The 26,194-nt window shown below is 71.9% G+C and carries 29 protein-coding genes and 1 pseudogene; 14 read left to right on the forward strand and 16 right to left on the reverse strand.

The features are described from left to right. Positions 1-401: 401 nt before the first annotated feature. On the reverse strand, positions 402-1,847 hold the full coding sequence (yczR, locus tag ACZ63J_RS13355) for a MocR-like transcription factor YczR (RefSeq protein WP_465400712.1): 1,446 nt from the start codon (positions 1,845-1,847) through the stop codon (positions 402-404). Positions 1,848-1,908: 61 nt separating this feature from the next. Here yczR and yczE point away from each other — a divergent pair, with 61 nt between their 5' ends. Further along, complete coding sequence (gene yczE / locus ACZ63J_RS13360; RefSeq protein WP_465400713.1) at positions 1,909-2,556, forward strand: membrane protein YczE; 648 nt, start codon at positions 1,909-1,911, stop codon at positions 2,554-2,556. On the opposite strand, the gene ACZ63J_RS13365 is transcribed toward yczE, so the two are convergent. Next, positions 2,553-3,080 carry a Clp protease N-terminal domain-containing protein gene (locus ACZ63J_RS13365; RefSeq protein ID WP_465400714.1) on the reverse strand — a complete coding sequence of 176 codons (528 nt, stop codon included), beginning with the start codon at positions 3,078-3,080 and terminating at the stop codon, positions 2,553-2,555. The two genes, yczE and ACZ63J_RS13365, sit on opposite strands and share 4 nt — an antisense overlap. Further along, positions 3,080-3,289 (reverse strand): helix-turn-helix domain-containing protein, encoded by a 210-nt coding sequence (locus ACZ63J_RS13370; protein WP_284750436.1) that lies wholly within the window; start codon positions 3,287-3,289, stop codon positions 3,080-3,082. The genes ACZ63J_RS13365 and ACZ63J_RS13370 overlap by 1 nt, the downstream gene beginning before the upstream one ends. 90 nt (positions 3,290-3,379) lie before the next feature. On the opposite strand from ACZ63J_RS13370, the gene ACZ63J_RS13375 reads away from it, so the two are divergent. After that, entirely contained in the window at positions 3,380-4,147 is a 768-nt protein-coding gene (locus ACZ63J_RS13375) for a protein phosphatase 2C domain-containing protein (RefSeq protein WP_465400715.1), read from the forward strand. Positions 4,148-4,200: 53 nt separating this feature from the next. Next, positions 4,201-4,764: pseudogene (locus tag ACZ63J_RS13380) on the forward strand (DUF998 domain-containing protein); the annotation flags it as partial. A gap of 81 nt (positions 4,765-4,845) precedes the next feature. On the opposite strand, the gene ACZ63J_RS13385 reads toward ACZ63J_RS13380, so the two are convergent. Together ACZ63J_RS13385 and ACZ63J_RS13390 are read right to left on the reverse strand one after the other, a co-directional pair. Next, a complete protein-coding gene (locus tag ACZ63J_RS13385) occupies positions 4,846-5,868 on the reverse strand; it encodes a D-cysteine desulfhydrase family protein (protein ID WP_465400716.1) in 1,023 nt (340 codons plus the stop codon). Beyond that, a complete protein-coding gene (locus tag ACZ63J_RS13390; protein WP_465400717.1) occupies positions 5,865-6,431 on the reverse strand; it encodes a dihydrofolate reductase family protein in 567 nt (188 codons plus the stop codon). The genes ACZ63J_RS13385 and ACZ63J_RS13390 overlap by 4 nt, the downstream gene beginning before the upstream one ends. 128 nt (positions 6,432-6,559) lie before the next feature. Between ACZ63J_RS13390 and ACZ63J_RS13395 the strand changes: the two genes are divergently transcribed. Genes ACZ63J_RS13395 through ACZ63J_RS13405 form a run of 3 tightly spaced genes read left to right on the forward strand, consistent with a single transcriptional unit; the run spans position 6,560 to position 9,359 of the window. Next, positions 6,560-7,951, forward strand: a complete 1,392-nt coding sequence (locus ACZ63J_RS13395) for an amidase (protein WP_465400718.1) — start codon at positions 6,560-6,562, stop codon at positions 7,949-7,951. Continuing rightward, a complete protein-coding gene (locus tag ACZ63J_RS13400) occupies positions 7,918-8,493 on the forward strand; it encodes a TetR/AcrR family transcriptional regulator (protein ID WP_465400719.1) in 576 nt (191 codons plus the stop codon). Before ACZ63J_RS13395 ends, ACZ63J_RS13400 begins: the two co-directional genes overlap by 34 nt. Next, positions 8,493-9,359, forward strand: a complete 867-nt coding sequence (locus ACZ63J_RS13405; RefSeq protein WP_465400720.1) for an oxygenase MpaB family protein — start codon at positions 8,493-8,495, stop codon at positions 9,357-9,359. Before ACZ63J_RS13400 ends, ACZ63J_RS13405 begins: the two co-directional genes overlap by 1 nt. 56 nt (positions 9,360-9,415) lie before the next feature. Here the strand turns inward: ACZ63J_RS13405 and ACZ63J_RS13410 are convergent, their stop codons facing one another. Continuing rightward, a complete protein-coding gene (locus ACZ63J_RS13410; protein WP_465400721.1) occupies positions 9,416-9,967 on the reverse strand; it encodes a CGNR zinc finger domain-containing protein in 552 nt (183 codons plus the stop codon). 53 nt (positions 9,968-10,020) lie between these two features. On the opposite strand from ACZ63J_RS13410, the gene ACZ63J_RS13415 reads away from it, so the two are divergent. The 5 genes from ACZ63J_RS13415 (at position 10,021) to ACZ63J_RS13435 (ending at position 14,517) form a co-directional block, all read left to right on the forward strand. Further along, entirely contained in the window at positions 10,021-10,875 is an 855-nt protein-coding gene (locus tag ACZ63J_RS13415; protein WP_465400722.1) for an alpha/beta fold hydrolase, read from the forward strand. A gap of 96 nt (positions 10,876-10,971) precedes the next feature. Further along, a complete protein-coding gene (locus ACZ63J_RS13420) occupies positions 10,972-12,372 on the forward strand; it encodes a hypothetical protein (RefSeq protein ID WP_465400723.1) in 1,401 nt (466 codons plus the stop codon). Next, complete coding sequence (locus ACZ63J_RS13425) at positions 12,369-12,761, forward strand: FixH family protein (RefSeq protein ID WP_465400724.1); 393 nt, start codon at positions 12,369-12,371, stop codon at positions 12,759-12,761. The genes ACZ63J_RS13420 and ACZ63J_RS13425 overlap by 4 nt, the downstream gene beginning before the upstream one ends. A 15-nt stretch (positions 12,762-12,776) precedes the next feature. Beyond that, positions 12,777-13,919 (forward strand): hypothetical protein, encoded by a 1,143-nt coding sequence (locus tag ACZ63J_RS13430; protein ID WP_465341845.1) that lies wholly within the window; start codon positions 12,777-12,779, stop codon positions 13,917-13,919. Positions 13,920-13,983: 64 nt separating this feature from the next. Then, entirely contained in the window at positions 13,984-14,517 is a 534-nt protein-coding gene (locus ACZ63J_RS13435) for a hypothetical protein (RefSeq protein ID WP_465313778.1), read from the forward strand. A 131-nt stretch (positions 14,518-14,648) separates the two neighbouring features. On the opposite strand, the gene ACZ63J_RS13440 is transcribed toward ACZ63J_RS13435, so the two are convergent. Continuing rightward, positions 14,649-14,903 carry a DUF397 domain-containing protein gene (locus ACZ63J_RS13440; protein WP_465341843.1) on the reverse strand — a complete coding sequence of 85 codons (255 nt, stop codon included), beginning with the start codon at positions 14,901-14,903 and terminating at the stop codon, positions 14,649-14,651. 562 nt (positions 14,904-15,465) lie between these two features. Here ACZ63J_RS13440 and ACZ63J_RS13445 point away from each other — a divergent pair. Next, the gene (locus tag ACZ63J_RS13445) at positions 15,466-15,720 is read left to right on the forward strand and encodes a hypothetical protein (protein ID WP_465400725.1); all 255 of its coding nucleotides are present in this window, start codon (positions 15,466-15,468) and stop codon (positions 15,718-15,720) included. Between the two features lie 71 nt (positions 15,721-15,791). Here ACZ63J_RS13445 and ACZ63J_RS13450 read toward each other — a convergent pair whose 3' ends face one another. The 4 genes from ACZ63J_RS13450 to ACZ63J_RS13465 all read right to left on the reverse strand — a co-directional run bounded on the left by ACZ63J_RS13450 (position 15,792) and on the right by ACZ63J_RS13465 (position 19,030). Continuing rightward, on the reverse strand, positions 15,792-16,397 hold the full coding sequence (locus ACZ63J_RS13450) for a class I SAM-dependent DNA methyltransferase (protein WP_465400726.1): 606 nt from the start codon (positions 16,395-16,397) through the stop codon (positions 15,792-15,794). Continuing rightward, positions 16,394-17,242 (reverse strand): SAM-dependent methyltransferase, encoded by an 849-nt coding sequence (locus tag ACZ63J_RS13455; protein ID WP_465341841.1) that lies wholly within the window; start codon positions 17,240-17,242, stop codon positions 16,394-16,396. Before ACZ63J_RS13455 ends, ACZ63J_RS13450 begins: the two co-directional genes overlap by 4 nt. Next, the gene (locus ACZ63J_RS13460) at positions 17,239-18,066 is read right to left on the reverse strand and encodes an SAM-dependent methyltransferase (protein ID WP_465400727.1); all 828 of its coding nucleotides are present in this window, start codon (positions 18,064-18,066) and stop codon (positions 17,239-17,241) included. Before ACZ63J_RS13460 ends, ACZ63J_RS13455 begins: the two co-directional genes overlap by 4 nt. A 100-nt stretch (positions 18,067-18,166) precedes the next feature. Then, positions 18,167-19,030 carry a helix-turn-helix domain-containing protein gene (locus ACZ63J_RS13465; protein WP_285482102.1) on the reverse strand — a complete coding sequence of 288 codons (864 nt, stop codon included), beginning with the start codon at positions 19,028-19,030 and terminating at the stop codon, positions 18,167-18,169. Between the two features lie 236 nt (positions 19,031-19,266). Between ACZ63J_RS13465 and ACZ63J_RS13470 the strand changes: the two genes are divergently transcribed. Then, positions 19,267-20,187 carry an MBL fold metallo-hydrolase gene (locus ACZ63J_RS13470; RefSeq protein ID WP_465400728.1) on the forward strand — a complete coding sequence of 307 codons (921 nt, stop codon included), beginning with the start codon at positions 19,267-19,269 and terminating at the stop codon, positions 20,185-20,187. A gap of 85 nt (positions 20,188-20,272) precedes the next feature. Further along, positions 20,273-21,712, forward strand: coding sequence for an NADP-dependent phosphogluconate dehydrogenase (gene gndA / locus ACZ63J_RS13475; RefSeq protein WP_465400729.1), 1,440 nt, complete (start codon positions 20,273-20,275; stop codon positions 21,710-21,712). A gap of 123 nt (positions 21,713-21,835) precedes the next feature. Here gndA and ACZ63J_RS13480 read toward each other — a convergent pair whose 3' ends face one another. The 5 genes from ACZ63J_RS13480 to ACZ63J_RS13500 are packed head-to-tail and all read right to left on the reverse strand — an operon-like array spanning position 21,836 to position 26,116. After that, positions 21,836-22,570 carry a Clp protease N-terminal domain-containing protein gene (locus tag ACZ63J_RS13480; RefSeq protein WP_465400730.1) on the reverse strand — a complete coding sequence of 245 codons (735 nt, stop codon included), beginning with the start codon at positions 22,568-22,570 and terminating at the stop codon, positions 21,836-21,838. Positions 22,571-22,602: 32 nt separating this feature from the next. Continuing rightward, positions 22,603-23,832 carry an NAD(P)/FAD-dependent oxidoreductase gene (locus ACZ63J_RS13485; RefSeq protein WP_465400731.1) on the reverse strand — a complete coding sequence of 410 codons (1,230 nt, stop codon included), beginning with the start codon at positions 23,830-23,832 and terminating at the stop codon, positions 22,603-22,605. A gap of 43 nt (positions 23,833-23,875) precedes the next feature. Then, the gene (locus ACZ63J_RS13490; protein WP_465439467.1) at positions 23,876-24,661 is read right to left on the reverse strand and encodes an IclR family transcriptional regulator; all 786 of its coding nucleotides are present in this window, start codon (positions 24,659-24,661) and stop codon (positions 23,876-23,878) included. Between the two features lies 1 nt (position 24,662). Continuing rightward, positions 24,663-24,980, reverse strand: coding sequence for an NIPSNAP family protein (locus ACZ63J_RS13495; RefSeq protein WP_465313767.1), 318 nt, complete (start codon positions 24,978-24,980; stop codon positions 24,663-24,665). Then, entirely contained in the window at positions 24,977-26,116 is a 1,140-nt protein-coding gene (locus ACZ63J_RS13500; protein ID WP_465400733.1) for a 5-methyltetrahydropteroyltriglutamate--homocysteine S-methyltransferase, read from the reverse strand. Before ACZ63J_RS13500 ends, ACZ63J_RS13495 begins: the two co-directional genes overlap by 4 nt. Positions 26,117-26,194 lie beyond the last annotated feature (78 nt).

Genomic DNA, 26,194 nt, shown 5'->3' on the forward strand with positions numbered 1-26,194 from the left:
TAGGGGCTCTCGGTCTTGTCCTCCCCCGCCGCCTTTCCCCCCCCCCCCCCTTGTCTGTCAGGCAGCGCCCCTCCTCCTCCCCCCCCCCCCCCCCCCCCCCTCTCCTCCCCCCCCCCCCCCCCCCCCCCCCCCCCCCCCCCCCCGGGACCCACACCGGGCGAGCTCCGGGAGCCCTTGCTCACCGCGCCGAGCGAGGACTCGCAGTACCGAGAGCACGCCTGAACCGCCGGCTTCCCGGCACGTCGAGGGGCTGTGCCGGGAAGCCAGCGGTTACCCGCGAACGGGGTCACGTCCGTGAGCGGGGGTGTGAACGACGAACCGGTGCGCTGGATGCACATGAACGCCGCCCATCCCTGGGAGCAGGCTCGCATCCAGCGCACCGGTTCGTTTTTTGTCCGCCTTCAGGCGATCGGCGCGGCGAGCGACTCCGGCGTCCCGCTGACCGACGCCGCCGCGGCGCCCAGCCGGCGGACGGCCTCTTCCATCGTCTCCGGCGGCAGGGAGAACGGCAGCCGGAGCCAGCGCTCCAGACCGCCGTGGACCCCGAAGCGCGAGCCCGGCGCCACCTGGACGCCGTGGCTCGCCGCCGCGACCGCGAGGCGTGAGCTCACCGGCTCCGGCATCCGGCACCAGAGCGACAGGCCGCCCTTCGGCACCGTGAACGTCCACTCCGGCAGGTGCCGGTGCACGGCGTCGGCGAGCGCGTCGCGGTAGCCGCGCAGCTCCTCACGACGGCGGGCCAGCGCGCTCTCGTCGTCGAGCAGCTCGGTCAGCACGAGCTGCTCGAACACCGGTGACCCCAGGTCGACCGCGTAGCGCGCCGAGACCAGCCGTCCGAGCAGGTCCTCCGACGCGCGGATCCAGCCCAGCCGCAGGCCACCCCAGTGGGTCTTCGACGCCGAGCCGACGCAGATCACCAGGTCACCGGCGAACGCGGCCAGCGGCGGCGGCCCGTCGAGCGGGTCGCCTTCGAGGTCCAGCTCGACGAGCGTCTCGTCGACGACGACCGGGGTGCGGGCGCGGGCCAGCACGGCGCCGAGCCGTTCGCGGCCCTCGGCGTCCAGGCGCAGGCCGGTCGGGTTCTGGAAGTCGACCACGAGGTAACCGAGCCGCGGGGACGCCTGGCGCAGCGCCGCGTCGATCCCGGTGATGTCCCAGCCGCGCTCGCCGGCCGGGTCGAGCGCGACCGGCACCGGGATGGCGTGCGCGGCGCGGATCGCCTCCAGGGCGTTCGGGTAGGTCGGCTGCTCCACCAGGACCCGGTCACCGGGGCCCGCGAGCATCCGCAGGACCAGGACGAACGCGTGGTGCGCGCCGTTGGTGACCATCACCTGCGCGGGGGTTGTCGGCAGCCCGCGTTCGGTGTACCGCCGGGCGATCCGCTCCCGCAGGGCGAGCAGGCCGCGCTCCTGGTACCCGTGGTCCCCGAGGTGGTCGGCGAGGCGGACGCGGGCCGCGTCGACCGCCGCCGCCGTGCCCGGGATGGCCGGCGAGGACGCGTGGGTGAAGTCGATCGCGCCGCCGCCGGCCGGGGCGAGCGGGCCGCGGCGACGCCGCCCGGGCGCGGCGACCCACGACCCCGCGCCCCGGCGGCTCGCGACGAACCCGTTCTCCCGCAACCGGTCCAGGGCCGCGCCGATCAGCGTCCGGCTGGCGCCGAGCGCGTCGGCGAGCTCCCGCTCGGCGGGCAGCCGGGTGCCGAGCGGGAGCTGGCCGTCGAGCACCTGCAGCTCGATGGCCGCGGCGAGGTCGGCCGCGCCCTGGCGTGAGCCTTGACGCCACGAGCCCAGCATGACGGCCAATCGAGGACCAGAGATGCGTCCACCGAGTGGGACAGTGGCTTCCATAAGGCCAATATCCTAGAATTGGCCATGGTTTACAAGGCCACTTGCGGCGGATAGTGCAGGGGTGGCTCAGATCGATCTCCGGCCCGTCCGGATCTCCCGTGACCCCGTCCGCCGCAGTGCCCAGCTGCTCGGCGGCCTCGCCCTCTACGGCACCAGCGTCGCCCTGGTCACCCGCGCCGGCCTCGGCCTGGAGCCGTGGAGCGTGCTGGCCGAAGGCGTCCTGAAGCACACCGGGCTGACGTTCGGCACGGTGACCGGCCTGATCTCGGTCGTCGTGCTCCTGCTGTGGATCCCGCTGCGCCAGCGGCCCGGCATCGGCACCATCGCGAACGTCGTGGTCATCTCGGTCATGGTCGACGCCGTCCGGGCGCTGGTCCCGGACCAGCACGACCTGGCCTGGCAGATCGTGCTGCTGGCCGGCGGGATCACGCTGAACGGCGTCGCGACGGCCACCTACGTCGGCGCGAGGCTCGGCCCGGGCCCGCGGGACGGCCTGATGACCGGGCTCGCGGGGCGCACCGGCTGGTCGGTCCGGCTGGTGCGCACCGGCATCGAGGTCACCGTCGTCGCGGTGGGTTTCCTGCTCGGCGGGACCGTCGGCGTGGGCACCGTGCTCTACGCCCTCGCCATCGGCCCGCTGACCCAGGCGCTGCTGCCGTTCGTGGTGTGGCGTGAACCGCAGCGCGAGGAGCAGGAGCCCGTTCACTAGCTCGCCTTGCGCTGCTGCACCACCCGGCGCAGCGTGACGTAGTCGGCGCCGTGGCGCGCGAGGACGTCGTCGGTGCCGCGCTGCTGGGCCAGCGCCAGCAGGATGTGCTCCTGGCCCAGGTGCTTGTCGCCGAGCCGGACGGCTTCCTTCAGGCTCAGCTCGAGCGTCTTCTTCGACTGACTGGTGAACGGGATGTGCCCGCGTTTGGCGGGGCCGAGCCGGCCGGCGAGGGCGCCCTCGCCGTGGGCCTGCTCGATCCGTTCGACGATCTGCTCGACGTTGATGCCGAACTCGGTGAGCGCCTCGGCGTCGGCGTCGCTGACCCCGCCGCGGCGCCGGGTGCGTTCCAGTTCCGCGGCGACGTCTTCGGCGGCGATGCCCAGCTCGGCTAGCAGCGGGACCTCGGTCCGCACCAGCCCGGCGAGCAGATGGGTCGGCGCGATCTCCACCGAGCCGGACTCCCGCGCCACGATCTGCGCCTCGACGACCGCCATCCGCGCGTCGGTGGTGAACCTCTCGAACATCAGTGCCTCCCGTACTTCTTGTGCACGGCCTGCCGGCTGACCCCCAGCTCGGCGGCGATCTCCTGCCATGACCAGCCGTTGATCCGCGCGCTGCGGACCTGCACGGCCTCCAGTTGTTCCACCAGCCGCCGGAGCGCGGCAACCGCTCGCAGTCCCACTCGGGGATCGCGGTCGCCGGCCCGCGCGGCCAGGTCCGTCGCTTCCGTCATGCCTGTCAACCTACGTTGACAATCGACGCGTGTCAACCTGAGTTGACAACTTCAGCGCGAAGCCTCGAGGGCGGGCCGTACAGTCGGGTGATGCCCGAGATCGTGATCGCCGAGCGGGCCGGGGTGGGCGCCGACGGCCACCCCCGCCCGACCGAAGACCACGTCGTCGTGCTGGACAACGCGGTCCTGGTCCTCGACGGCGCCACCTCACCGGACCCCTCGCTCCCCCCGGGCGGCTGGTACGCCGAACGCCTGGCGCGGCGCCTCGCCGACGACCTCCTCGCGGCCCCCGAAGCCGACCTCACCGACGTCCTGACCCGCGCGATCGCCGCCGTGACGACCGAGAACGCGTTGCGCCCGCGGCAGTCGCCGTCGAGCACGGTCGCCGCCGTGCGCTGGCTCGACGACCGCGTCGACGCCCTCGTCCTGGCCGACAGCCCGGTGGTGGGCTTCGGCCGTTTCGGCGTCGACGTCGTCTCGGACGACCGGCTCGCCGGCCTGCGGCGCCGCGGGATGCTCCAGACCGGCGCCGACGTCCGCCGCCGCCGCAACGCCCACGACGGCTTCTGGGTCGCCGAAGCCGATCCCGGCGCGGCCGCGCACGCGATCCGCCGCAGCTGGCCGCGCGAAGCCGTCGACGCCGTGCTGCTCGCCAGCGACGGTGTGTCCGTCGGCGTCGACCAGTACCACCTGTTCGACTGGCGCGAAGTCCTGGCGATCACCCGCGCCGACGGGCCGGACGCCGTGCTGGACGCCGTCCGCACCGCCGAAAAGCAGGACCCGGACGGCGAACGCTGGCCCCGGCCGAAGCGCCACGACGACCAGGCCCTGGTGCTGGCCGACTTCGGTTCCGGGTGATTTCAGGGTCTTCCCCGATCACGGCCGTCCCGTTGTCCGAGAACCTGAACGCCATGGGGACGGAACAGGGGAAGCGCACGAGACCTTGGCGGCTCGTGGCGTTCGGGGCGATCGGCTGGGGGCTGTTCACGGCCGTGGTGCTGCACATCATCAGCTCGCACGACCCGGTGTACGACACGCTGTCGAGCTACACCGTCACCGACCGCGGCGAAGGCATGCTCGGGGCGAGCGTGCTGTCGCTGGCGATCGGCTCGCTGGCGGTGCTGGGCGCGCTGCAGGTCGCCGGGGTGCCGCTGTCGCGGACGACGCGGCTGCTGCTCACGCTCTGGTCGCTCGGCATGGCCGCGGCCGCGATCTTCCCGGCGAGCTACCCGGAGGCGCCCGACCCGGTGAGCGGCGAGATCCACCTCTACGCGTGCCTGGTCGCGTTCCTCAGCCTGCCCGGCGCCGCGTTCTCGCTGCTGGAACCGCTGAAGGGACGGCCGGAGCGCGTGCTGCTCGTCCGCGCGATCCGGCTGACCGCGGTGGCGTTCGCCTTCTTCGCCCTGAGCTTCGTGTTCGTGCGGCTCAGCGAAGCCGGCGTCGAGCCGTTCCCCGAGGTGTCGAACCTGCTGCCGATCGGGGTCACGCAACGGCTGCTGCTGCTCGCCGACGTCGGGCTGCTGTTCACCCTGCTGCGGGTCGCGACCCGCGTGGAGTCAGCCCTCGACGGCCGCCGCGAATTCGGGGCCGTAGCCGTACAGGCCGGGCATCCCGCCGGTGTGCAAGAACACCACGTGATCGTCCGGGGCGAAGTGGCCCGCCCACTCGACCAGGGCAGCGGCCACCTTGCCGCTGTAAACCGGGTCGAGCACGACGCCTTCCGTGCGCCCGAACAGCTTTAGCGCGTCCCAGACGGCGTCGGTCGGGATGCCGTAACCGGGGCCGAGCGTCGAGTCGCCCAGCCGGACGTGGTCGAGGGACGGCGGTTCGACGCCGAGCAGCTTGGCCGCGCCGGCGGTGAGTTCGCGCAGGTTCTCCGTGGCCTCGTCGAGCGGGTGGCTGACGCAGGCGACGCCGACCCCGAGGCCGCCGAGCAGCCCGGTGGCCAGCGCCACCCCGGCAGCCGTGCCGCCGCTGGCGTGCGGGACGACGAGGTGGGCTCGGTCGATGCCGCGGTCGGCGAGCTGGGTCGCGAGCTCGTACGTGGCACGGACGTAGCCGAGCACACCCAGCTCGTCGGACCCGCCGACCGGGACCGTGGCGACCTTGCGGCCTTCCGCGGCGGCTTCGGCCACGAGCCGGTCGTACGTCCGGCCGGTCTCCTCGCCGTCGGCGCACACGTGCACCGTCGCGCCGAAGAGCCAGTCGAGCGGGATGTTGCCGGAGTGCTCGTACGCTTCGCCGGCACGCGGGACCTTCGCGGTCAGGACGAGCTCGCAGCGCAGGCCGAGTTTCGCGCAGGCCGCGGCGGTCTGGCGGCCGTGGTTGGTCTGCAGGGCGCCGAAGGTGATCACGGTGTCCGCGCCCGCTTCGAGGGCGGCGCCGAGGTGGTACTCCAGCTTGCGGAGCTTGTTGCCGCCCGCGCCGAGCGGGTGCACGTCGTCGCGCTTGAGCAGGAGGTTCGGCAGGCCGAGCGCCTCGCCGAGGCGGGGCGCCGCGTGCAGCGGAGTCGGCCAGCCGCCCAAGTCGACGCGGGGAACGGCGTCCAGTGCGGCGGTGGGGAACCCGTCGAAGTTCATGCTCCCACGATAGGGGCCGAGCACCGGAAGCGGAGCGCCGTGAACCTTCCGACGTCCCGGGCGTCGATCTTCTCGAGGGTGACGCCTTCGAGCGCGGGGTCGTCGAACAGCCGCAGCCCGGCGCCCAGCAGCACGGGCGCGACGTCGACGTGCAGCTCGTCGGCGAGGCCGGCCCGCAGGACCTGCCGGACCACGCTCGCGCCGATCGCCTTGACGGCCAGGTCGCCCGCGGCCGCCTTGGCCTGGGCGATCGCCGAGGCGATCCCGTCGGTGACGAACGTGAAGGTCAGGTTCTCGTCCTGCTTCGGCGGGACGGGCGGCGGCGTGTGGGTGACCACGAAGATCGGCGTCTGGAACTCGTAGTTGCCGACGTACCAGTCGGGGTCCTCGGCCATGTCGAACGTCCGCCGGCCCAGGACGACCGCGCCGGTTTCGCGGATCAGCGCGGCCATGAACTCGCTGCCGTTCGACGCCGCGGGGTCGGACAGCCGGGCCGTCCCGCCGCGCCGGTCGGCGACAAACCCGTCGAGCGACATCGTCATGCCTGTGTGCACCGTGGCCATGGTTGCTCCTCCTGAAGTGGTTTCCCGGGTAGACGGCAGCAGCGCCGAAAACTCATCGGTGCGTCCGGGAGTAGCCGGAGACCACCGGTATCCGGTAACGTTCGTTCGAACGAACGAGACTTCCGGGGGTGCCCGTGACCGCAACGCCGAAGACCGGCCTCGACTTCACGGGCCTGACCGCCCAGGCCGCGCAGCTCGCCGCCGGTGAGGTCACCGCCGCCGAGCTCACCGCCGCGGCCCTCGGGCGCGCGCACGCGAGCCAGCCCACGCTCAACGCGTTCCGGCACCTCCGTGACGTCGAAGCTCCCCTCGAAGCCGCCGAAGCCGACCGGCGGCTCGCGGCCGGCGAGCGGGCTCCCCTGCTCGGCGTGCCCGTCGCGATCAAGGACGACGTCGACCTCACCGGCCTGCCGACGGCGTTCGGCTGCGCCGGGGACTTCCCGTCCGCGACGGCCGACGCGCCCGCCGTCGCGCTGCTGCGGGAAGCCGGCGCCGTCATCATCGGCAAGACGAACACCCCCGAGCTGGGCCAGTGGCCGTTCACCGAGGGCCCGGCCTTCGGTGTGACGCGCAACCCGTGGCACCCCGGCCACACCCCCGGGGGTTCTTCGGGCGGGAGCGCGGCCGCGGTGGCGTCGGGGGCCATCGCGGCCGCGCTCGGGTCCGACGGCGCCGGCTCGGTGCGCATCCCCGCCGCGTGGACCGGGCTCGTCGGCGTCAAGACCCAGCGCGGCCGGATCCCGACCGACGGCGAGCTGTTCCACGGCCTGACCGTGCTCGGCCCGCTCGCCCGGACCGTCGAAGACGCCGCCCTGCTGCTCGACGTCACCGCCGCCACCGGCAGCACGTTCCGGACCGCCGCCGCGCGCGAGCCGGGCAGGCTCCGGATCGGCCTGTCGACGCGGATCCCGTTCACCGCCACCAAAACGCGGCTCGACCCGGTAGTCGAAGCCGCCGTGCGCCGGCTCGCCGAGTCGCTCGCCGGGCTGGGCCACGAGATCGTCGAGGTCGAACCGGACTACGGGCTCATCGGCCTGACGTTCCTGCCGCGCTCGCTCACCGGCGTCCGCGACTGGACGTTGCGCGTGCCGGACCGCACCGGGCTCGACAAGCGCACGCGCAGCAACGCGAGCCAAGGCCGCCTGCTGGCCGGGCCCGCGCTGCGGCTCGCCCGCGCGCTCGAGCCGGGGCTGCACCGGCGGATCGGCTCGGTGTTCGGCCGCGTCGACGTCCTGCTGACGCCGACCACCGCGACCCCGCCGCCGCCGATCGGCACGTTCGACGGGCTGTCCGGCTGGGAGACCGACCAGGCCATGATCGCCGCCTGCCCGTACGCTTGGCCGTGGAACGTGCTGGGCTGGCCGGGGGTCAACGTCCCGGCCGGGCTCACCGCCGGCGGGCTCCCGCTCGGAGCCCAGCTGCTCGGCCCGTCACACGCCGAGGAGCGGCTGATTTCGCTTGCCGCGCAACTGGAAGAGGTCGAACGGTGGCCGGAGCGGCATCCCGAGACAAGCTGGTAAGCACCCGGGACGCCATCCTGCGCGGCGCGCTGACCGTCGTCGGCGAACACGGGGTCGGCGGGCTGACCAACCGCCGGATCGTGGCCGCCGCCGGTGTCTCGCTCGGCACGCTGACCTACCACTTCCCCAGCCAGACGGCGTTGCTGCGCGAGGCGATGCTGATGTTCGTCGAGGAGGAGACGGCGAAGCTCGGCGCGATCGTCGACGCCTACCGAGCGGCCGGCCTCAGCGTCGAGCAGGCGGCGTCGGTCGTCGAGCACGTGATCGCGCAGCTGCCGTTCGGCACCGACGAGCTCGGCGCGCACGAGCTGTACCTCCAGTCCGCGCGCGATCCGGAGCTGCAGGAAGCTTCTTCGCGCTGCTTCGCGGCGTACGACGAGCTGGCCGTGACGATCCTCGAAGCCCTGGGCGTGCCCGACCCGCGCCGGCTGGCCGGGCCGGTGGTGGCGCTGATCGCCGGGCTGCAGCTCCGCCGCCTGGCCACCGGCGACACCGCGACGCCGGTCGCCGAGCCGCTGATGATGCTGATCCGCGGTGCGTGATGGCCCGGCCCGTCGTCCGCGGCACGGCGGCGTGGAAGTACTTCGGCGACTTCCGCGACGGGCTGCTGGCGGGCCAGGTCCTGGTGCTGCAGGTGGCGCACCCGGTGGTGGCGGCGGGGGTCCGTGACCACTCGGACTACACGTCGGACCCGTGGACCCGGCTGATGCGCACCGGCGCGTCACTCTCGATCTACGTCTACGGCGGTGCTGCCGGGGCTCGGGTGGAGGCGGCGCGGTTGCGTGCCTTGCACCGGTCGTTCACGGGCTCTGCGGACGGACGCCGTTACAGCGCGCTGAACCCCGAGGCCTATGCCTGGGTGCACGCGACGCTGGTGAAGGTTCCCGTTGACGCTCAACGGTTTTTCGGGCGTCCACTGTCCACTTCGGAACTTGACGAGTACTACGCGCAGATGTGCGACATCGGCCGGGTGCTCGGCGTGCGCGACCGTGATCTGCCGCCGGACTGGGCGGCTTTCGAGCGCTACTACGACTCGATGGTGGCCGGGTTCGCCGGGAACCCGACGATCGACCAGCTCTTCGAGACGATCCGGACGGTGGGCAAGCCGGTGCGGTGGCTGCCCGACTCGTGGTGGCGGTGGCACGCCCGGGCCCAGATGTTCCTGCTCCGCGCGACGTTGCCGCCCGGCCTCCGGGACCAGCTCGGTCTACAGTGGACTCTTTGCGACCAGCGGCGGTTCCGGCGTTTCGCCGTGGCGGTGCGGATTTTCGCGACGCCGATCCCGGCCTGGGCGCGGACGGCGCACATGCGCTGGATCGGCAAGCTCAACGTCTGGCTCCGCGCCCACCCGAAGGTTTACCAGCGCCTGGTGGGTGGCAACGGCCCCGGCTCGGTGCAAGGCTCGTGAGTGGTTAGGGCGGTTAGAACCGCCCTAACCACTCACGAGCAGCCGCGGCAGGGTGCTCAGTCGCGATGGCTCGTCCGGGCGTAGTGGGCGCGGGCCTTGGCGCGGTTGCCGCACCGGGCCATCGAGCACCACTGCCGGTTCCGCCGCGGCGAGGCGTCGCAGAACCGCAGCCCGCAGTCGTCCGCCACGCACACCCGCACCGAAGCGTCGCCGGTGGCCAGGTCGATCGCGTCCGCCGCCAGCGCCGCGAACGCCGCCGCCACCGGGTCCTTCGGCGCGGGCACCTCGCGGCGCAGCACACCGTCGGCCAGGGCCAGCCGCGGCGGGGGCGCCGGAGCCGAGGCCGCCGCGTTGTTCACCAGGTCGATGTCCATCTCGTCCGGCTGCCCGTCCGCGAGCAGCACCCGGTCCACGGCTTCCCGCAACGCCTTGGCCGCCAGCAGGTTCCCGGCCGTCACCGGCACGGGCCCGGTCGTGAACCCCGCGAGGGACAGCCAGTCCGCCAGCGCGCCGGGCCCGGTCAGCAGCTCGACACCGCCGTCGTGCCGGCTGCGCATCGTGTTGACGAGGTCGAGGCACGGCCGTCCGCCGTCGAAGACCCACTCCATGCGCTCATTCTAACCCTTGAAGACAGTTAGAAGCACCGCTACCGTCTAACCCTATGAACCGGTTAGAGACCACCGCCACCGTCAACGGGCTCCGGATGCACTACCTCACGGCCGGCGACGGCCCGCCGCTGTTCCTGCTCCACGGCTGGCCGCAGACGTCGCACTGCTGGCACCGGGTCCTCGAACCCCTCGCCGAGACCCACACCGTCATCGCCCCCGACCTGCGCGGTTACGGCCGCACCGACAAACCGAGGACCGGCTTCGACAAGCGCACGATGGCCGCCGACGTCGCCGCGCTCGCCGAACACCTCGGGTTCGGAACGGTCGCGGTCGCCGGCCACGACCGCGGCGGCCGGGTCGCCCACCGCTGGGCGCTCGACCGGCCGGACCAGGTCGAGCGCCTCGCCGTCCTCGACATCGCCCCGACCCGCGCGATGTGGCAGCGGCTCGACACCGGCGTCGCGAAGGCCTACTGGCACTGGCTCTTCCACCTCCAGCCCGACCTGCCGGAGCTGCTCGCCGGCCAGAACATCGCCGGCTACCTCGGGTACTTCTTCGAACGCTGGACCTACCAGCGCCACCGCCTCGACCCGGACGCCGTCACCGAATACGTCCGCGCCTTCTCCCAGCCCGGCGCCCTGCGCGCCGGTTTTGACGACTACCGCGCCTCCTTCCCCGACGACGCCGAGCTCGACGACGCCGACTTCGCCGCCGGAAAGCGCGTCACCCAGCCACTTCTCGCGCTGTGGGGCGCGAACGGCCTGCTCGGCACCCTGCCGACACTGGAGATCTGGCAGGAGTACGCCACCGACGTCACCGGTGCGGCCCTGGCCGAATGCGGTCACTTCCTGCCCGAGGAGCAGCCCGGGGAAGTCGTCTCCCACCTGCGGAAGTTCCTGAACCCCTGAGAACCCCGGGGGTCCCGGTCCCCCGGACTGGGGACCGGAGTTCCCTCCCCGCCGTGACGCCCGCCACCCTCCGCCGTCGCTAGGTTCGGACCCACGATGGGGAAGAAACCGAAATTCGCGTTGTTGCTGCTGCTGACCGTGCTGGGGATCGCGGTCGGCGGCGGCACGGCGCACGCCGACGGCGCGCCGTCGGGCACCGACGTCCAGGTTGCCCAGACGCTCGGCGCGCGCGAGCTGACCGTGATCATCCGCCGGGTCGACACCACACCGTCGCCGCTGCGGGTCGACGTCGTGACGCACCAGGGCACCGCGCCCGGGGTGCTGCACCTGACCGCCGCGGCCGGCGGGTTCGTGACGTCGCGGGCCGACGTCACCCTCGGCGCCGAACCCGGCGTGTACCCGGGAAATCTCCAAGTCGACAAGCCCGGGCCGTGGCTGCTGTCGCTGAGCGACGGCGCCGGTCCGGCCGCGACGATCCCGTTCCTCGTGCCCGCGCGGGTGGTGCCACCGTGGGAGAAGGCGACCTACGGCGGGTTCGTCGCCGCGGGCGCGTTCCTGCTGATCGCGTTCGTGGTGGGCGTGCGGGCGAAGCGGACGGCGTTCGCGCTGATCCCGGCGGGTGCGGTGGTCGCGGCGATCGCCGTCGCGGTCACCGGCGCGCTGCTGTCGGCGAGCACTCCCCCGCCGCCGGCGCCCGGCAGCCAGCTCGACCCGACGTTCGACAACGTCACGGACCCGTACGGGAACCTCCCGTTGTCCACAGTGGACTACTCGCGGCCGCCGGTGAACCTGGCCGTGCACGCCGAGGGCAGTGCGCTGAAGCTGGGCTTCGCCGACGGCGCCACCGGCCTGCCGGTCGACGACCTGCTCGTTCACGACAACGCGCTGGTGCACCTGGTCCTCGTCTCGCCGTCCGGACGGATGAGCCACCTGCACCCCGTGCGGGTCGGCCCCGGCGACTACCGCGTGCACGTCACCGATCCGGAGGCGGGCACCTACGCTGTCGCCGCGGAGCTCGTCCGGCGCGGCGGCGGTGTCCAGCTCGCGCGGTCCACTGTGGACCTGCAGGGCACCGCGGCGCCCGCGCCCGAACCGCCCGGCGCCGGACCGCGGACGGTGGACGGCACCCCGGTCGACCTCACGATCGGCGAGGGGACACCGACCACCGTCACCGCGCACTTCCGGACCCAGGACCTGCAGCCGTGGCTGGGCATGCTCGGTCACCTCATCGTCGCCGGTCCGATCACCGGGCCGGACGTCGGCGCGGCCGCCGCCAAGGCCCCGACGTGGGCGCACGTCCACGCCATGACACCGCCGGTCGCGGGGCAGGTCGACCGCCCCGACGAGACCGTGGCCGCCTACGGCCCCGACGTCAGCTTCACCTACACCTTCACCGCGCCCGGCCGGTACCGGATCTGGCTGCAGGCCGAGCGCGGCTACCGCGTGCTGACGATCCCCGCCATCGTGGAGGTCCCGACGACAGGAGCCGCCCGATGAAACGCCCCAAGATGCTGATCGCCGTCGTCGCGCTGGTGGTCGTGGCCGGTGTCACCTGGCTGCTCTGGCCCAGCGGGAGCGCAAAACCCTCCACGCAGCAAGCGGTTTCCGGGCCGTACACGGTCCAGTTCTCCGCGGACGAGCCGCGTATCGGCGGCAACACGTTCGCCCTCGCGGTGACCGGACCCGCGCCCGACAGCGTGCTGGTCGAACCGGTCATGGCGCAGATGGGCCACGCGTTCGCCCCGGTCCTCGCCGTGGCGGAGAGCGCCGACCGCTTCCGCGCCTCGGGTGTCTCCCTGCCGATGTCCGGGCAGTGGGAGATCACCGTGTCCGTGCGGGGCCCCGGCGGGCCCGCCCAAGTCGTTTTTCCGTTGCTGGTCAAGTAGAAAGGGTCGGGGGAAATGGATCTCACCGCATCCGGCGTGCGCACCACGTCGGTGGCGAAACCGGCGCGAACGGGCTTGCTGCCCGCGAACGTCGTGCTCGGGGGGTCACTGCTGTCACTGGTCGGGCTGACCTGGGACATCCAGTGGCACAGTGACGTCGGGCCGGACACGTTCTTCACGCTGCCGCACCTGTTCCTGTACTCGGGCAGCGCGGTCGTCGGCCTGGCGAGCCTCGCCGTCGTGCTGCTGACGACGGCGGCGCGGCGCGCGGGCCGTCCGGTCGACCCGCGGGTCGGCGGCCGGGTGGTCAACGTCTTCGGCCGGACTTTCGCGGCCCCGCTGGGTTATCTGGTGTCGGGGGTCGGCGCCGCGACGTTCCTGCTGTACGGCCTGTGGGACCAGTGGTGGCACGGGCTCTACGGCTTCGACGCGGTCATCGACTCGCCGCCGCACATCGGGCTGCTGCTGTCGATCACGGTGTCGCTGATCGGCACCACCGCGGTGTTCGCCGCGGCTCGCGAGCACCGCTGGGGCCGGATCGGCACGCTGGCGTCGTTGACCGTGCTGCTGACGTTCGGGCCGGTGCTGGCGCTCGGCCTGCAGCAGGTGCCGGACGACTACGCCGACGCCGTCTCGATCGGCTGCTCGATGATGGCGGTGCTGCTGGTCGCGGTCGGCGCCGGGTTCGTGCGCCGCCCGGGCGGCGCGCTCGGTGTCGCGGCGATGGTCGCGGCCGTCCAGGCGCTCTTCTGGTGGTTTTCGCCGTGGGCGGCGCAGACCTACGCCGACCTCGTCGGGCTGCCGATGCGCGACGCGATCTCCGGGGTGCCGGAGATGCCCGCGCTGACGCCGATGGTGCTGCTGCCGGTGGCCGCGCTGATGGAGCTGGGGTACCTGCTCGGCCGGCGGCGCGGGTGGCGCGCGGGGCGTGTTTCCGTGGCCGTGGGCGGGATCGCCGGGCTGCTGATCGGCCTGAGCCTGCCGGTGCAGCGGTCCCTGCTCTACACCGGCGCGCACGTGCCGCCGGTCTGGTACCTGGCCACGACCGCCGTGCTCAGCGCGGCGCTGGGGCTGCTCGGCGGGTTCGCCGGGTGGCGGTTCGGCGGGATGCTCTGCCTGCTGGCGCCCGCGAAGAAGGGGGAAACCGCTGATGCGTAAGACAGTGTTGTTCGGGGCTCCGCCCCGGCCGGGGGCTACGCCACCCGGAGCCCCCAAAAGAATTGTGCTGGCGCTATCCGCCGTGGCGGGACTGCTGTTCGCCACCGCGGCGCCGGCGAACGCCTACGAGCCGGTCAACATCGTGCACACCGAGCACGTGCAGGCCGGGCCGTACGGGATGACGATCGGGTTCAGCACCTGGCCGCTGAAGGCCCAGCAGTCACTGGACTTCACCTTCATCCCCGACGGCGGGATCGAGGACAAGTCGGGAACGCTCACGATGATCAACCCGGAAGGGGGCAAGAACCGCACGCAGCCGCTGGTCCGCCACCCGCGCAAGCGGGAGGTGTGGGGGCTCGACGTCCGGTCGATGCCCCGGCCGGGGGAATGGACGTTCCGCTTCGCCGTCACCGGCCCGGCGGGGTCCGGCACCGGCGACCTGCGCGGGCTGCCGGTGCTGGAACAGCCCGGGCCGCCGATGGGCTTCAGCTGGGCGATCAGCACCCTGCCGTTGATCGGGCTGGTGGTGCTGGTCGTGCTGGCCTGGCGCCGGACCCGCGGGCGGCTGCGCGGCGGGGAGCTTCCGGCAATCGGGTGAGATTTCACTCACAATCGGCGTGCGGGCGTACTCACGCCGATGCGAAGGCCTCCTTCTCCGCAGAGGGGAAGGGGGCCTTCGCCATTCTTGTACACGAGTGGGTGACCATGATCACCTCCGCGGGGGAGGGATCAGGCCGGCAGGTCGAACTGCCCGGCCTTGACGGCGATCAGGAACGCTTCCCACTCGGCGGTGTCGAACACGAAGACGGGGCTGGTCGCGAGCTTGGTGTCGCGGACGCCGATCAGGCCTTCGCGGCCCAGGTTGACCTCGACGCAGCTGCCGCCGTTGGGCTCGCTGGCGAACGACTTCTCCCAGGACGCCTCTTCGAACAGGGACACGGCCGTGCTCGGATCGTAATCCGCGAACGACGGATAATCCGCCATGGGTCGTACCTCCGTGGATCGATGGGGGGCGCGGCCGCGACTGGGTCGAAGGTACCCGCTCCCGGCTACTCAGTGTCTCAATGGAGTACTGCGCAGGGCCAAGCGGGTGATCAACTAGCTCCGGCCTCGACATGAAGATTATTCCAGGAGTAGGATTAATCGCATCGGCCGGGGCACCGGCGTCGGTGAACGACTGCCTGCATGCGACGGGCGGTTTCGGACCGTCGCCGGACACGTCCCGGAGACCGGTCAACCCACCCACCGCAGGACCTCATGGGGGAGGAACAGCGTGATCGTCGAGGACAGCGCGCCACCGAGCGTGCTGGTCGTGGGCAGGCTCGCCAGGGGAACCGCCGGCGAGGCCCGCCGAGTGGTGCACGTCTTCGGGCTGGACTCCGCACGCGATGACTCAGCGTTGGTCCGAACCAAATGCGGGGAAGCGCTTTCCCGCGCCGACGTGGAATGGCTGGTCCCCGGGGCCGGCATGCCGTGCGAACCCTGTCTCGGACTGACCGGCGGCGAACGCGCCCGGTCACCGCGACGAGAGCTGGGGGTGTAGACGATGGCCGTCCGGCTGAACTCGCTTTTCCGCCGCGAAGAGGAAGAACACCGTGGCCGCAAAGGAATCGCGCACGAGCTGCGCAACCGCTTCGGTTTCAGCCTGATCCAGGCGCCGCTGCGCAAGACGACGACGTGGGCGACCGACCAGGACCTCCCGCACCAGCGGCACTCCGACGGCTTCCGCACGAGCCGGCCGCTGGAGACCGCGATCGACCTGAGCCCGCTCCTGCGCGGCCGCGTCGGCTCGCGCGCCTAGACCCGAACCACCGCGCCACCACAGAAGAGCCCCGGTTCCCTGATGGGACCGGGGCTCTCGCCGTTGTGCGGCTACGGTTTCCGCAGCAGGAGGGCGCCGTGGCCGAAGCGCTCCTTCTCACCGGGCTCGCGGTGGATCCGCCCCACCTCGGCCAGTCCCGCCGCACCCGCCAGCCGCACCAGCTCGTCCAGCGGCCAGCGGTACGCCGTGGTGACCGCGTGGTCGAACGGCGTCACCACGTCGCCCTCGGATTCGAAGCACCCCAACAGAACGTGACCGCCGGGGGCCAACGTCCGGGTGAACTCCGCGAAGTAGCCCGGAACCTCCGCCGGCGGGGTGTGGATCATCGAGTACCACGTCAGGATGCCCGCCAAGGACGCGTCGGGGATGTCCAGCGCGGCCATCGAACCGACGTCGAAACGCAGGTCCGGCGCGTGCTCGCGGGCCAGCTCGACCATCGCCGGGGTGAGGTCGACGCCGAACACGTCCAGGCCGAGGTCGCGCAGGTGCGCCGTGACGTGGCCGGGCCCGCAGCCGAGGTCGGCCACCGGTCCGGCGCCGCGGACGCTGTCCGCGAACGCCGCCCAGGCCGCGCGGTCCAGCGCCGAGGCGTCCCAGAACTCGAGGGAGAACTCGGCGTACCGGACGGCGAGGGCGTCGTAGGCGGCCGCTGTCACGGTTTGCGGCCGAGGCCGCAGATGTGACCGACGAACGACGGGTCGTTCGCGAGCTTCTTCGTCGCCCGCGACTCGATCTCCTCCGGGTGCCACTCCGGCAGGTACACGATGCCCGGCTCGACGAGCTCCAGGCCCTCGAAGAACGACGTGAACTCCGCCTTGCTGCGCAGGTGCAGCGGGGTGCTCGACTTCTTGTACTGCTCCACGATCGACGCGCGGCTGTCGTGGTCGGCCAGCGCGTCGAGACCCTCGGTGGTCAGGTGCGAGGACAGGAAGTACGAGCCGGACGGCAGCAGCGACAGGTACTTCTGGATGGTCTGGGCCACCGGCTCGTCCTCGCCGAGGAAGTAGAGCACGCCCACGATGATCAGCCCGATCGGCCGGTTCGGGTCGAGGACGCCGGTGTCGAGCGCGCGCTTCCAGATGTCGGCCGGGTCGCGCAGGTCGCCCTGCAGCACCGCGTGCCGGTCGGCGACACCCTCCTTCTCCAGCAGCACCTGCGAATGCGCCACCGCGACCGGCTCGTTGTCGACGTAGACGCACCGGGCGTTCGGGTTCACCTCGGCCGCGACCTCGTGCACGTTGCCCACGGTCGGGACGCCGGAGCCGAGGTCGAGGAACTGGTCGATGCCGTTGCGCGCCAGGTAGCGGACGCCGCGGCCGAGGAAGTCCCGGCCGACGCGGGCGACGGTCTTGATCATCGGGAAGGTCTTGACCGCCTGTTCGCCGAACTGGCGGTCGATGGCCCAGTTGGCGTCGCCGCCGAGGAACCAGTCGTAGATGCGGGCGGCGTTCGGCCGTTCGAGGTCGACGCCTTCCGGGGCTTCGGGGTCCTGCGTGGTCATGCCATTCCTCCAGGCTTGCGGCCGACACCGCCGACCACGCTCGCGAGGGGGACCGTGGCGGCGCCGGGCTCGGGGCGCCACTCTCCCACAGGCACGATCCCGGGCTCGACGACGTCGAAGTTACCGAAGAACGCGGCGATCTCGTCGAGCGACCGGCACACCGCGGGCGAGCTCGACCGTTCGGACAGCTTGACCAGCCGCCGGCACTGCGCCAGCTCGTCACCCGAGACGCCGGATTCCGTCGCGTGCGAGAGCACGAACGCCGAACCCGGCGCGAGCAGCGTCCGGTAGTCGCGGATCGCTTCGCGCACGCCGGTGACGTCCGGCAGGAAGTGCAGCACCGCCACGCTGAGCAGGCAGATCGGCCGGTCCGGGTCGAGCACGCCGGTGGCCAGGGCGGCTTCCCAGACCTCGACGGCGTCCCGCAGGTCGGCGTGCAGCACGGCGTGCCGCTCGGGATCGCCTTCCTCGTCGAGCAGGATCCGCCCGTGCGCGACGGCCACCGGCTCGTTGTCGACGTAGACGCAGCGGCTGTCGTCGCTGTGGTCGTCGGCGACTTCGTGGACGTTGCCCGCGGTCGGGATGCCGGAGCCGAGGTCGAGGAACTGCGTGATGCCGAGCGAAACGCAGTAGCGGACGGCCCGGCCGAGGAAGGCGCGGTTGGTCCGCGCGAGGGTCTTGGCGAGCGGGAAGATCTCCAGGGCCTGCTCGCCGTACTGCCGGTCGACGGCCCAGTTCGCGGTGCCGCCGAGCGCCCAGTCGTAGATCCTCGCCACGTTCGGCCGGTCGAGATCCACGGCCTCGGGGAGGAAGTCGGGGTCCACGATGTCCCCTTCGGGCGGCACTTCCGGTGGACAGGGGCGCAACAGACCCACTCTACCGACAGTTGTTCACCACCCGGGACGGTTCGCGCCGCCGTTCGCCCTATTGGAGCTGCTGCATCTGGCCGCGGTAACCCTCCGCGAGCTCCTTGAGGAACTGCCGGGTCTCCTGGCGCTCCAGCGCGGCCCCGCGCAGCCTGTCCCACGAGTCGACGAAGATGTTGAAGTCCTTGACGTCGTCGAGGTACAGCCCGCCCGCGGAGTGCTCGATGTAGACGAAGTCCCGGGTGCGGTCCGGGAACCGCATGATCGTGAAGTCGTTGGGCACCGCGGCCAGGCGCGCGCCGAAGGGCAGCACGTGCACGTAGACCCGCGGGTGCCGTTCGAGCGAGAGCAGGTGCTCGACCTGGTCCAGCATCACCGCGGGCGCGTAGCCGCCCGGGGCCCGGCGCAGCGCGCCCTCGCTGATGATGAACCGGTAGTACGGCGGCTGCTGCTGCTCGAACACCGCCTTGCGGTCGAGCCGGTTGCGCACCAGCGACGTCACGTCGGTGGCGCCGAACTCGGTGAACTGCTTGAGCATGTAGTGCTCGGACTGCAGCGGGCCGGGGATGCGCTCACCGTGCCAGGTGAGGATCTCCGCGGCCGCGGGCTCCAGGTCCGTGAAGGTGCGGAACCAGTGCGGCACCACCGAGCGGTAGCCCGACCAGTGGCCGCGTTGCCCGGCGGCGGCCCGCGCCAGGTTCATCAGCGTGTCGGCTTCTTCGCCGTTGATCCCGAACGCGTTCAGCATCGATCGCACATCCCCGAGCTTCACCCCGACGGCACCGGACTCGATCTTGTTGACCTTGCCCTGGGTGCAGCCGAGAACCTCGGCGACCTGCTGCTGTGTCATCCGCGCCGCGGTGCGGGCATGCCGGAGCTCGTTCCCGAGCTGCTTCCGGCGCGAGGTGACGGTGCTGGCCATCGCCCTGCTCTCCCGGACCACTACCAAGCGACGGCGGCCTCCCGGTCGCCGTCGCGCGCGAACTATCGAACCCACCCAGGCTAGTGCTTGACCTTGCGGATCTCGATGATGACATCGCGCAGCGTTCCAGGAAATGACGCGGAATGCCAGTCACCTGTGTCTTCACTCGCCTGGACCAGCGGATTCGTGACCTTTCGCCCAACCGGCGGGCAGCGGTCTGGGGCATAGTGGTGCGCGTGACCGATCGCTCGCCCTCCGCCGCCGCCGTCACCCGGCTGGCCGACCGGGTCCACGGGTACGTCCAGCCGGACGGCTCCTGGTACATCAACAACTGCGGGGTCGTCGACGCCGGTGACCACACCGTGCTGATCGACACCTGCTCCACCGAGCGCCGCACGCGGGCGCTGCTGGCCGCCGTCGAAGGCGCCACCGGCAGCCCGGTGACCACGCTGGTGAACACCCACCACCACGGTGACCACACCAACGGCAACTACCTGGTCGAGGGCGCCACGGTCATCGGCCACCGCAAGACCCGCGAGCTGATGGTCGCCGAAGGCATCCAGACGTTCGAGGGCATCTTCACCGGCAGCGACTGGGGCGAGCTGCGGTCGCGCCCGCCCGAGGTCGTGTTCGACGACCGGCTGACTGTCCACGCCGGCGACGTCACGATCGAGCTGATCCACCCCGGCCACGCGGCCCACACGACCAACGACGTCCTGGTCTGGCTGCCGGAGGAGCGCGTCCTCTACGCCGGTGACCTGGTGTTCAACGGCGGCAGCCCGTTCGCGCTGATGGGCTCGGTCGCCGGCTGGCGCGCCGGGCTCGACGTGATCCGGGAGCTCGAGCCGGCAGTGATCCTGCCCGGGCACGGGCCCGCGTGCGGGCTCGACGTCGTCGACACCGTGGACTCGTACCTGAAGTTCCTCCAGGAGACGGCGAAGCGCGGGAAGGCCGCCGGGCTGTCGCCGCTGGAGCTGGCGAAGGAGACGGACCCGGGTCCGTTCGAGGCGCTCTCCGAGCAAGAGCGGCTGCCGGGGAACCTGCACCGCGCCTACGCCGAGCTGGACGGCGCCGAGTGGGGCGCGCAGATCGACCTCGCGGCCGCGGTCATGGACATGGTGGCGTTCAACAAGGGCCCGATCCGCTGCTTCTCCTGAACTGAGTGAGCTGCTCCTCCGTGGCCTTCCATGAGGCGTCGATCGGACTAGGGTCTGAATCGAGAGAGTCTTCGAGAGGATGCGGATGAGCAAGAAGGCGAGCATCGGGGTCACCGGCCTGGCGGTCATGGGCCGCAACCTGGCCCGGAACCTCGCGCGGCACGGCCACACGGTGGCCCTGCACAACCGGTCCGAGGAGCGGACCCGCGCGCTGGTGGAGCAGTTCGGCGACGAGGGCGACTTCATCCCGGCGTACTCGGCGCAGGCGTTCGTCGACGCGCTGGAGCGGCCCCGGCAGGTCGTGATCATGGTCAAGGCGGGCGGCCCGACGGACGCCGTCATCGAGGAGTTCGCGCCGCTGCTCGAAGAGGGCGACGTGATCATCGACGCCGGCAACGCGCACTTCGCCGACACGCGCCGCCGTGAGAAGGCGCTGCGCGAGCGTGGGCTGCACTTCGTTGGCAGCGGTGTCTCCGGCGGTGAGGAGGGCGCGCTGCACGGGCCGAGCATCATGCCCGGCGGCTCGAAGGAGTCCTACGAGTCCCTCGGCCCGCTGTTCGAGGACATTTCGGCGAAGGTCGACGGCGAGCCGTGCTGCACGCACATCGGCGCGGACGGCGCCGGGCACTTCGTCAAGATGGTGCACAACGGCATCGAGTACGCCGACATGCAGCTGATCGCGGAGTCGTTCGACCTGCTGCGGCACGCGGGCGGCTACTCCCCCGCCGAGATCGCCGAGGTGTTCCGGACCTGGAACACCGGCCGGCTGGACTCGTACCTGATCGAGATCACCGCCGACGTGCTCGCGCACGTCGACCAGGCGTCCGGCAAGCCGTTCGTCGACGTCGTCGCGGACGCCGCCGAGCAGAAGGGCACCGGCCGCTGGACCGTGCAGATCGGCCTCGACCTCGGGGTCCCGATCTCGGGCATCGCCGAAGCCGTCTTCGCGCGTTCGCTGTCCGGGTCGACTTCGCTGCGCGCGGCCGCCCGCGGCCTCGGCGGCCCTTCGGCGTCGCCGCTGACGGGCTCGTCGCTGGAGCGCTTCGCCGACGACGTCGAGCAGGCGCTGTACGCGTCGAAGGTCGTCGCGTACGCGCAGGGCTTCAACCAGATCCAGGCCGGCGCGACCGAATACGGCTGGGACATCGACCTCGGCAAGGTCGCCTCGATCTGGCGCGGCGGCTGCATCATCCGCGCGAAGTTCCTCAACGACATCACCGCGGCCTACGCCGACGAGCCGCAGCTGCCGACGCTGCTCACCTCGGGTGGCTTCCGCAAGGCGGTCGAGGACGCGCAGGACTCGTGGCGTTCGGTGATCTCGACGGCCGTCCAGCTCGGCATCCCGACGCCGGGCTTCTCGACGGCGCTGGCGTACTACGACGGCCTCCGCGCGGACCGGCTGCCGGCCGCGCTCGTCCAGGGTCAGCGGGACTTCTTCGGCGCCCACACCTACCGGCGCGTCGACCGCGACGGCTCGTTCCACACGGCCTGGGCCGAGGACGGCCGCCCGGAGTCCGAAGCCTGATGTTGCGCGGAACGGCCCTCCTCTCGGGAGGGCCGTTCCGTGGCCGGGTGGACCCCCTGGTCCCACCCGGTCAGAGCAGCGTCACCAGCAGCAACGCGAGCAACGCCGCCAGCCAAAGCGGTCTCATCCCCGCGCGGCCAGGATCTCCGCCAGCACCTCCTGGATCTTCGCCTCGGCGCGGGCCTTGCCGATCCCCAGGCCGTCGAGCACCGCGAAGCCGCTGCCCTCGCCCTGTTCGAGCAGGCCCAGCAGGATGTGCTCGGTGCCGATGTAGTTGTGCCCCAGCCGCAGGCCCTCGCGCAGGGTCAGTTCGAGGGCTTTCTTGCCGTTCGCGCTGAACGGCATCGGGTTCGGCGCGGGATCGACCGGCTCGGGCAGCCGCGCCTCGGCCGTCTCGCGCACGGTTTCGAGCGTGACGCCCTGGTCCAGGATCACCCCGGCGGCGAGCGCCGCGGGCTCGGTGAGCAGGCCGAGGACCAGGTGCACGGTGTCGATCTCGGGACTGGCGTGGTCGATGGCCGCCTTCTGCGCGGCGACGACCACGTGCCGCGCGCGGTCGGTGTAGCGGCCGTAGACGCGCTCGATCGCCCCGGACGGGTCACCGCCGGGATCGACCTTCGGCACGAACCGCTTCTGCGCCGCCTGCTTGGTGACGCCCATGCTCTTGCCGATCTCGGTCCACGAGGCCCCGGACCGGCGCGCCTGGTCGACGAAGTGGCCGATCAGGTGGTCCGCGACTTCGCCGAGGTGCTCACCCACGTAGACGGCGTCGGTCAGCTGGGCGAGGGCGTCCTGGTCGTTGGTGCTCTTGATGGCGTTGATGAGGTCGTCGAGCTTGACGTTGAGAGGAAGGTCCATGCCGTCAACTGTAGGTTGACGATCTCGCATCGTCAACCGCGAGTTGACGCTGCCTTCAGATGTTCCTTCAGGTTGAACTCGCTCGCTTCGAGGTCCGCGTACCGCGGGTGCGGGTCGGCGGTGAACAGGCGCCGGGCCGCGATGTGGTCGGCCGGGCGGTTCACCGACTCGACCGCGATGAGGACGTCGTCGCGGAAGGACAGCACCGAGAACTTGCCCGCCTCGCGGTCACCGGCGACCACCGTGCGGTCCGCGTCGGCCAGGATCCCGGCGATCTGCAGCTTCGCGCCCGCCTGGTCGGTCCAGAACCACGGCAGGCTCGCGTACGGCTCGGGCGTGCCGGTGATCGCCGTGGCGACACAACGGGCCTGGTCGACGGCGTTCTGCACGGACTCCAGCCGGGTCGCGGCGCCCGCCTGGACACACGGGAAGTTCGCGCAGTCGCCGATGGCGAAGATCTTTTCGTCCGCCGTGCGCAGGTGTTCGTCGACCACCACGCCGTTGTCGACCGGCAGCCCGGCCGCGGCGGCGAGCGTCGTCTCCGGGACGACGCCGACGGCGACCACGACCAGGTCGGCGGGCAGCCGGGTGCCGTCGGACAGCTCGACTTCGCGCACGTGCGAGTCGCCGTGCAGCGCCGAGACGCCCTGGCCGAGCAGCACCGTGTGCCCGGCGTTGCGGTGCAGCGCGGCGAAGAAGGCCGAGATCTCCGGCGTCGCGACGCGGTTGAGCAGCCGGTCCTGCGCCTCGACGACCGTCACCGGACGGCCGGCGTGCGACGCGAACTCCAGGCCGATGAACCCGCCGCCCACCACCACGACGTCCTTCGCCTCGGCGAGCGACGCGCGGAGCCGGTCGGCGTCGTCGCGCGTGCGCAGGGTCAGCACGCCGGGCAGGTCCGCGCCGGGCACGGGCAGCGTCCGGTTGCGCGCGCCGGTGGCCAGGACCAGGTGGTCGTACCCCAGCTCGGCGCCGTCCTCGAGCCGCACCCGCGAAGCCTCGCGGTCGATCGAAGCGACCCGGCCCGCGACCAGCTCGATGTCCTTCTCTGCGAAGAAGTCCTCACCACGCAGGTGCAGCTGCTCGAGCCCGGCCGTCCCGGCCAGGTAGGCCTTCGACAGCGGCGGCCGCTGGTAGGGCACGCCGCGCTCGTCCCCGGCCAGCACCACCCGGCCCGCGAAGCCCCGGTCCCGCAGCGAAGCCGCGGCCTGGAACCCACTCTGCCCCGAGCCGACGATCAGAACGGTGGTCTCTTCACCCATGACCTCATCCGACCACAACCCGCTCGGCTCGTCGAGGAGTTGATCAGTGGGGTTCGCCGCTCGTCCGCAGGGCCCGCGGCGCCCCGAGCACGCGCGAGATCCCCCGCGCGGCCGCGCGCACCGCCGGGACCAGCGTCCGCGGGTCCGTTCCTTCGGCCGGGACGACCACCGAGATCGCGGCGGCCACTTCGTCGGTGGCGTCGTAGACCGGGGCCGCCACCGAGAGGGCGATCAGCTCGATCTGGCCGTCGCTGACCGCATAACCGTTGCGGCGGACGTCCGCCAGCACCCGGCGCAGCTGCTCCGGCGAACCGATCGTCTTCGACGTGAACGTCTTCAGCGGGCCCTCGAGAACCGCTTCCTGGACGTCGACCGGCGCGTGCGCGAGCAGCACCTGGCCGACGCCGGTCGCGTGCGCGGGCAGCCGGCCGCCCACCCGCGTCAGGACGTTGACCGCGCCGCGGCCGGAGATGCGCTCGACGTAGACCACCTCCGGCCCGTCGAGGACCGCGAGCTGGACGTTCTGGTGCGTGGCCTCGTAAAGGTCCTCCAGGAACGGCATCGCGCTCTCTCGCAGCTCCGCGCCGTGCGGGGCGAGCGAAGCGACTTCCCACAACCACAGGCCGACGCGGTAGGCGCCGGCGGCGTCGCGGACGAGCGCACCGCGCTTGGTGAGCTCGCCCGCGAGCCGGTGCGTGGTCGACAGCGGCAGCCCGACGCGGCGGCTGAGCTCCGAGAGCGTCAGCCGCGGCCGCTCGGCCGTGAACGCGCCCAGCAGGTCGAGGACCCGGTCCACGACCGACGGCGGCCGCCGCGCGCTGTGCCGCACGTCAGTCTTCGTCGTCCGGCAGCAGCGGCCGCATGAACGACCGCCGGTACCGCACCACGCAGCCGCTCTCGTCGCGGATCTTGTCGGCCTCGATGAAGTCGGGGTCGACGCCGAACAGCGTCCGGTAGCGCTCGTACGCGGCCAGGCTTTCGAAGCTGAACAACGCGCGGGCTTCGTCACTCGCCCCCTCCGCCGGCAGGAAGTAGCCGTGGTGGACACCGCCTTCGCGCTGCACCAGCCGCATCCACGCGGCGGCGAAGCGTTCGAAGTCGGCGATCTTCGCGGGGTCGATGACGTAGTCGACGACGCACGTGATCACCGGCCGCCCCAGACGCGGTCGGCGGTCTCGACGATCAGCTCCAGCTTCCGCAGCTGCTCGTCCGCGGTCAGGTCGTTGCCCTCCTCGGTCGAGGAGAACCCGCACTGCGGCGACAGGCAGAGCTGGTCGACGTCGACGTACCGCGACGCCTCTTCGATCCGCCGCACCAGGACGTCGGGGTCCTCCAGCTCCGGCCGTTTGGTCGTGACCAGGCCGAGGACGACCTTCTTGTCCTTCGGCACGAACCGCAGCGGCTCGAAGCCGCCGGAGCGTTCGTCGTCGAACTCCAGGAAGAACCCGTCGACGGCGAGCTCGCCGAACAGCGCCTCCGCGACGAACTCGTAACTCCCGGAAGCGACCCACGACGACCGGAAGTTGCCGCGGCACAGGTGGGTCGTCACCGTGAGGTCCTCGGGACGCTCGGCGAGCGCCGCGTTCATCGTCGCGATGTTGCGCAGGTGCTGGGTGTCCGGGTCGCCGCCCATCCGCGCGACGAGCTCGCGCTGCGCCGGGTCGTTGAGGTAGGCGAGGCTCGTGTCGTCGAGCTGCAGGTACCGGCAGCCGAGCCCGTGCACCGCGGAAACCTGCGCGGAGTACGCCGTGCTGAGGTCGGCGAAGAACTCCTCGAGGTCCGGGTAAACGCTTTCGCTCACCGCCGCCCGGCCGCCGCGGTAGTAGACCATGCTCGGTGACGGGACGGTCAGCTTCGGCGTCACGCCTTCGTCCACATGGGACTGAAGGAACCGGAAGTGGTCGGCGAAGATCGGCTCGTCGAGCCGCACCTTGCCGTCGACCTGCAGCCCCGGCGGGCTGAACTCGAGGTCGCCGGCGAGGTTGTGGAACTTGACGTGCAGCCGCTCGTCGCTCTTCGACACCCCGCCGAGCGCGTAGATGAAGTCCATGTGCCACGACGCGCGCCGGAACTCGCCGTCGGTCGCCGAGCTCAGCCCGGCCGCGCGCTGCATCTTGATCACGTCGCGGATCGCGTCGTCCTCGACCGCGCGCAGCTGCTCCGCGCCGATCTCGCCGCTTTCGTGCCGCCGTCGCGCGTCACGCAGCACCGGGGGCCGCAGGAGGCTCCCGACGTGATCGGCGCGAAACGGCGGGCCCACCTGGGAAATACCGCCCGAAGTCATGCACCGATGGTCACACATCGCGGGCCGTTCCGCCGCACCCGGAAACAAGATCATGACCGCCGGGACTTGCTACCGTCA

Source organism: Amycolatopsis sp. NPDC104863 (assembly GCF_055582965.1).

Excerpts from the sequence above, each read along its gene's own strand:
- ACZ63J_RS13375 (WP_465400715.1), top strand. The coding sequence starts at position 3,380 with ATGCCCGAGATCGTGATCGCCGAGCGGGCCGGGGTGGGCGCCGACGGC.
- ACZ63J_RS13425 (WP_465400724.1), top strand. The coding sequence starts at position 12,369 with ATGAAACGCCCCAAGATGCTGATCGCCGTCGTCGCGCTGGTGGTCGTG.
- ACZ63J_RS13440 (WP_465341843.1), bottom strand. The coding sequence starts at position 14,903 with ATGGCGGATTATCCGTCGTTCGCGGATTACGATCCGAGCACGGCCGTG.
- ACZ63J_RS13465 (WP_285482102.1), bottom strand. The coding sequence starts at position 19,030 with ATGGCCAGCACCGTCACCTCGCGCCGGAAGCAGCTCGGGAACGAGCTC.
- ACZ63J_RS13420 (WP_465400723.1), top strand. The coding sequence starts at position 10,972 with ATGGGGAAGAAACCGAAATTCGCGTTGTTGCTGCTGCTGACCGTGCTG.
- ACZ63J_RS13445 (WP_465400725.1), top strand. The coding sequence starts at position 15,466 with ATGGCCGTCCGGCTGAACTCGCTTTTCCGCCGCGAAGAGGAAGAACAC.
- ACZ63J_RS13410 (WP_465400721.1), bottom strand. The coding sequence starts at position 9,967 with ATGGAGTGGGTCTTCGACGGCGGACGGCCGTGCCTCGACCTCGTCAAC.
- ACZ63J_RS13500 (WP_465400733.1), bottom strand. The coding sequence starts at position 26,116 with ATGACTTCGGGCGGTATTTCCCAGGTGGGCCCGCCGTTTCGCGCCGAT.
- ACZ63J_RS13385 (WP_465400716.1), bottom strand. The coding sequence starts at position 5,868 with ATGAACTTCGACGGGTTCCCCACCGCCGCACTGGACGCCGTTCCCCGC.
- gndA (WP_465400729.1), top strand. The coding sequence starts at position 20,273 with ATGAGCAAGAAGGCGAGCATCGGGGTCACCGGCCTGGCGGTCATGGGC.
- ACZ63J_RS13390 (WP_465400717.1), bottom strand. The coding sequence starts at position 6,431 with ATGGCCACGGTGCACACAGGCATGACGATGTCGCTCGACGGGTTTGTC.
- ACZ63J_RS13365 (WP_465400714.1), bottom strand. The coding sequence starts at position 3,080 with ATGTTCGAGAGGTTCACCACCGACGCGCGGATGGCGGTCGTCGAGGCG.
- ACZ63J_RS13415 (WP_465400722.1), top strand. The coding sequence starts at position 10,021 with ATGAACCGGTTAGAGACCACCGCCACCGTCAACGGGCTCCGGATGCAC.
- ACZ63J_RS13370 (WP_284750436.1), bottom strand. The coding sequence starts at position 3,289 with ATGACGGAAGCGACGGACCTGGCCGCGCGGGCCGGCGACCGCGATCCC.
- ACZ63J_RS13430 (WP_465341845.1), top strand. The coding sequence starts at position 12,777 with ATGGATCTCACCGCATCCGGCGTGCGCACCACGTCGGTGGCGAAACCG.
- ACZ63J_RS13485 (WP_465400731.1), bottom strand. The coding sequence starts at position 23,832 with ATGGGTGAAGAGACCACCGTTCTGATCGTCGGCTCGGGGCAGAGTGGG.
- yczR (WP_465400712.1), bottom strand. The coding sequence starts at position 1,847 with ATGGAAGCCACTGTCCCACTCGGTGGACGCATCTCTGGTCCTCGATTG.
- ACZ63J_RS13405 (WP_465400720.1), top strand. The coding sequence starts at position 8,493 with ATGGCCCGGCCCGTCGTCCGCGGCACGGCGGCGTGGAAGTACTTCGGC.
- ACZ63J_RS13455 (WP_465341841.1), bottom strand. The coding sequence starts at position 17,242 with ATGACCACGCAGGACCCCGAAGCCCCGGAAGGCGTCGACCTCGAACGG.
- ACZ63J_RS13480 (WP_465400730.1), bottom strand. The coding sequence starts at position 22,570 with ATGGACCTTCCTCTCAACGTCAAGCTCGACGACCTCATCAACGCCATC.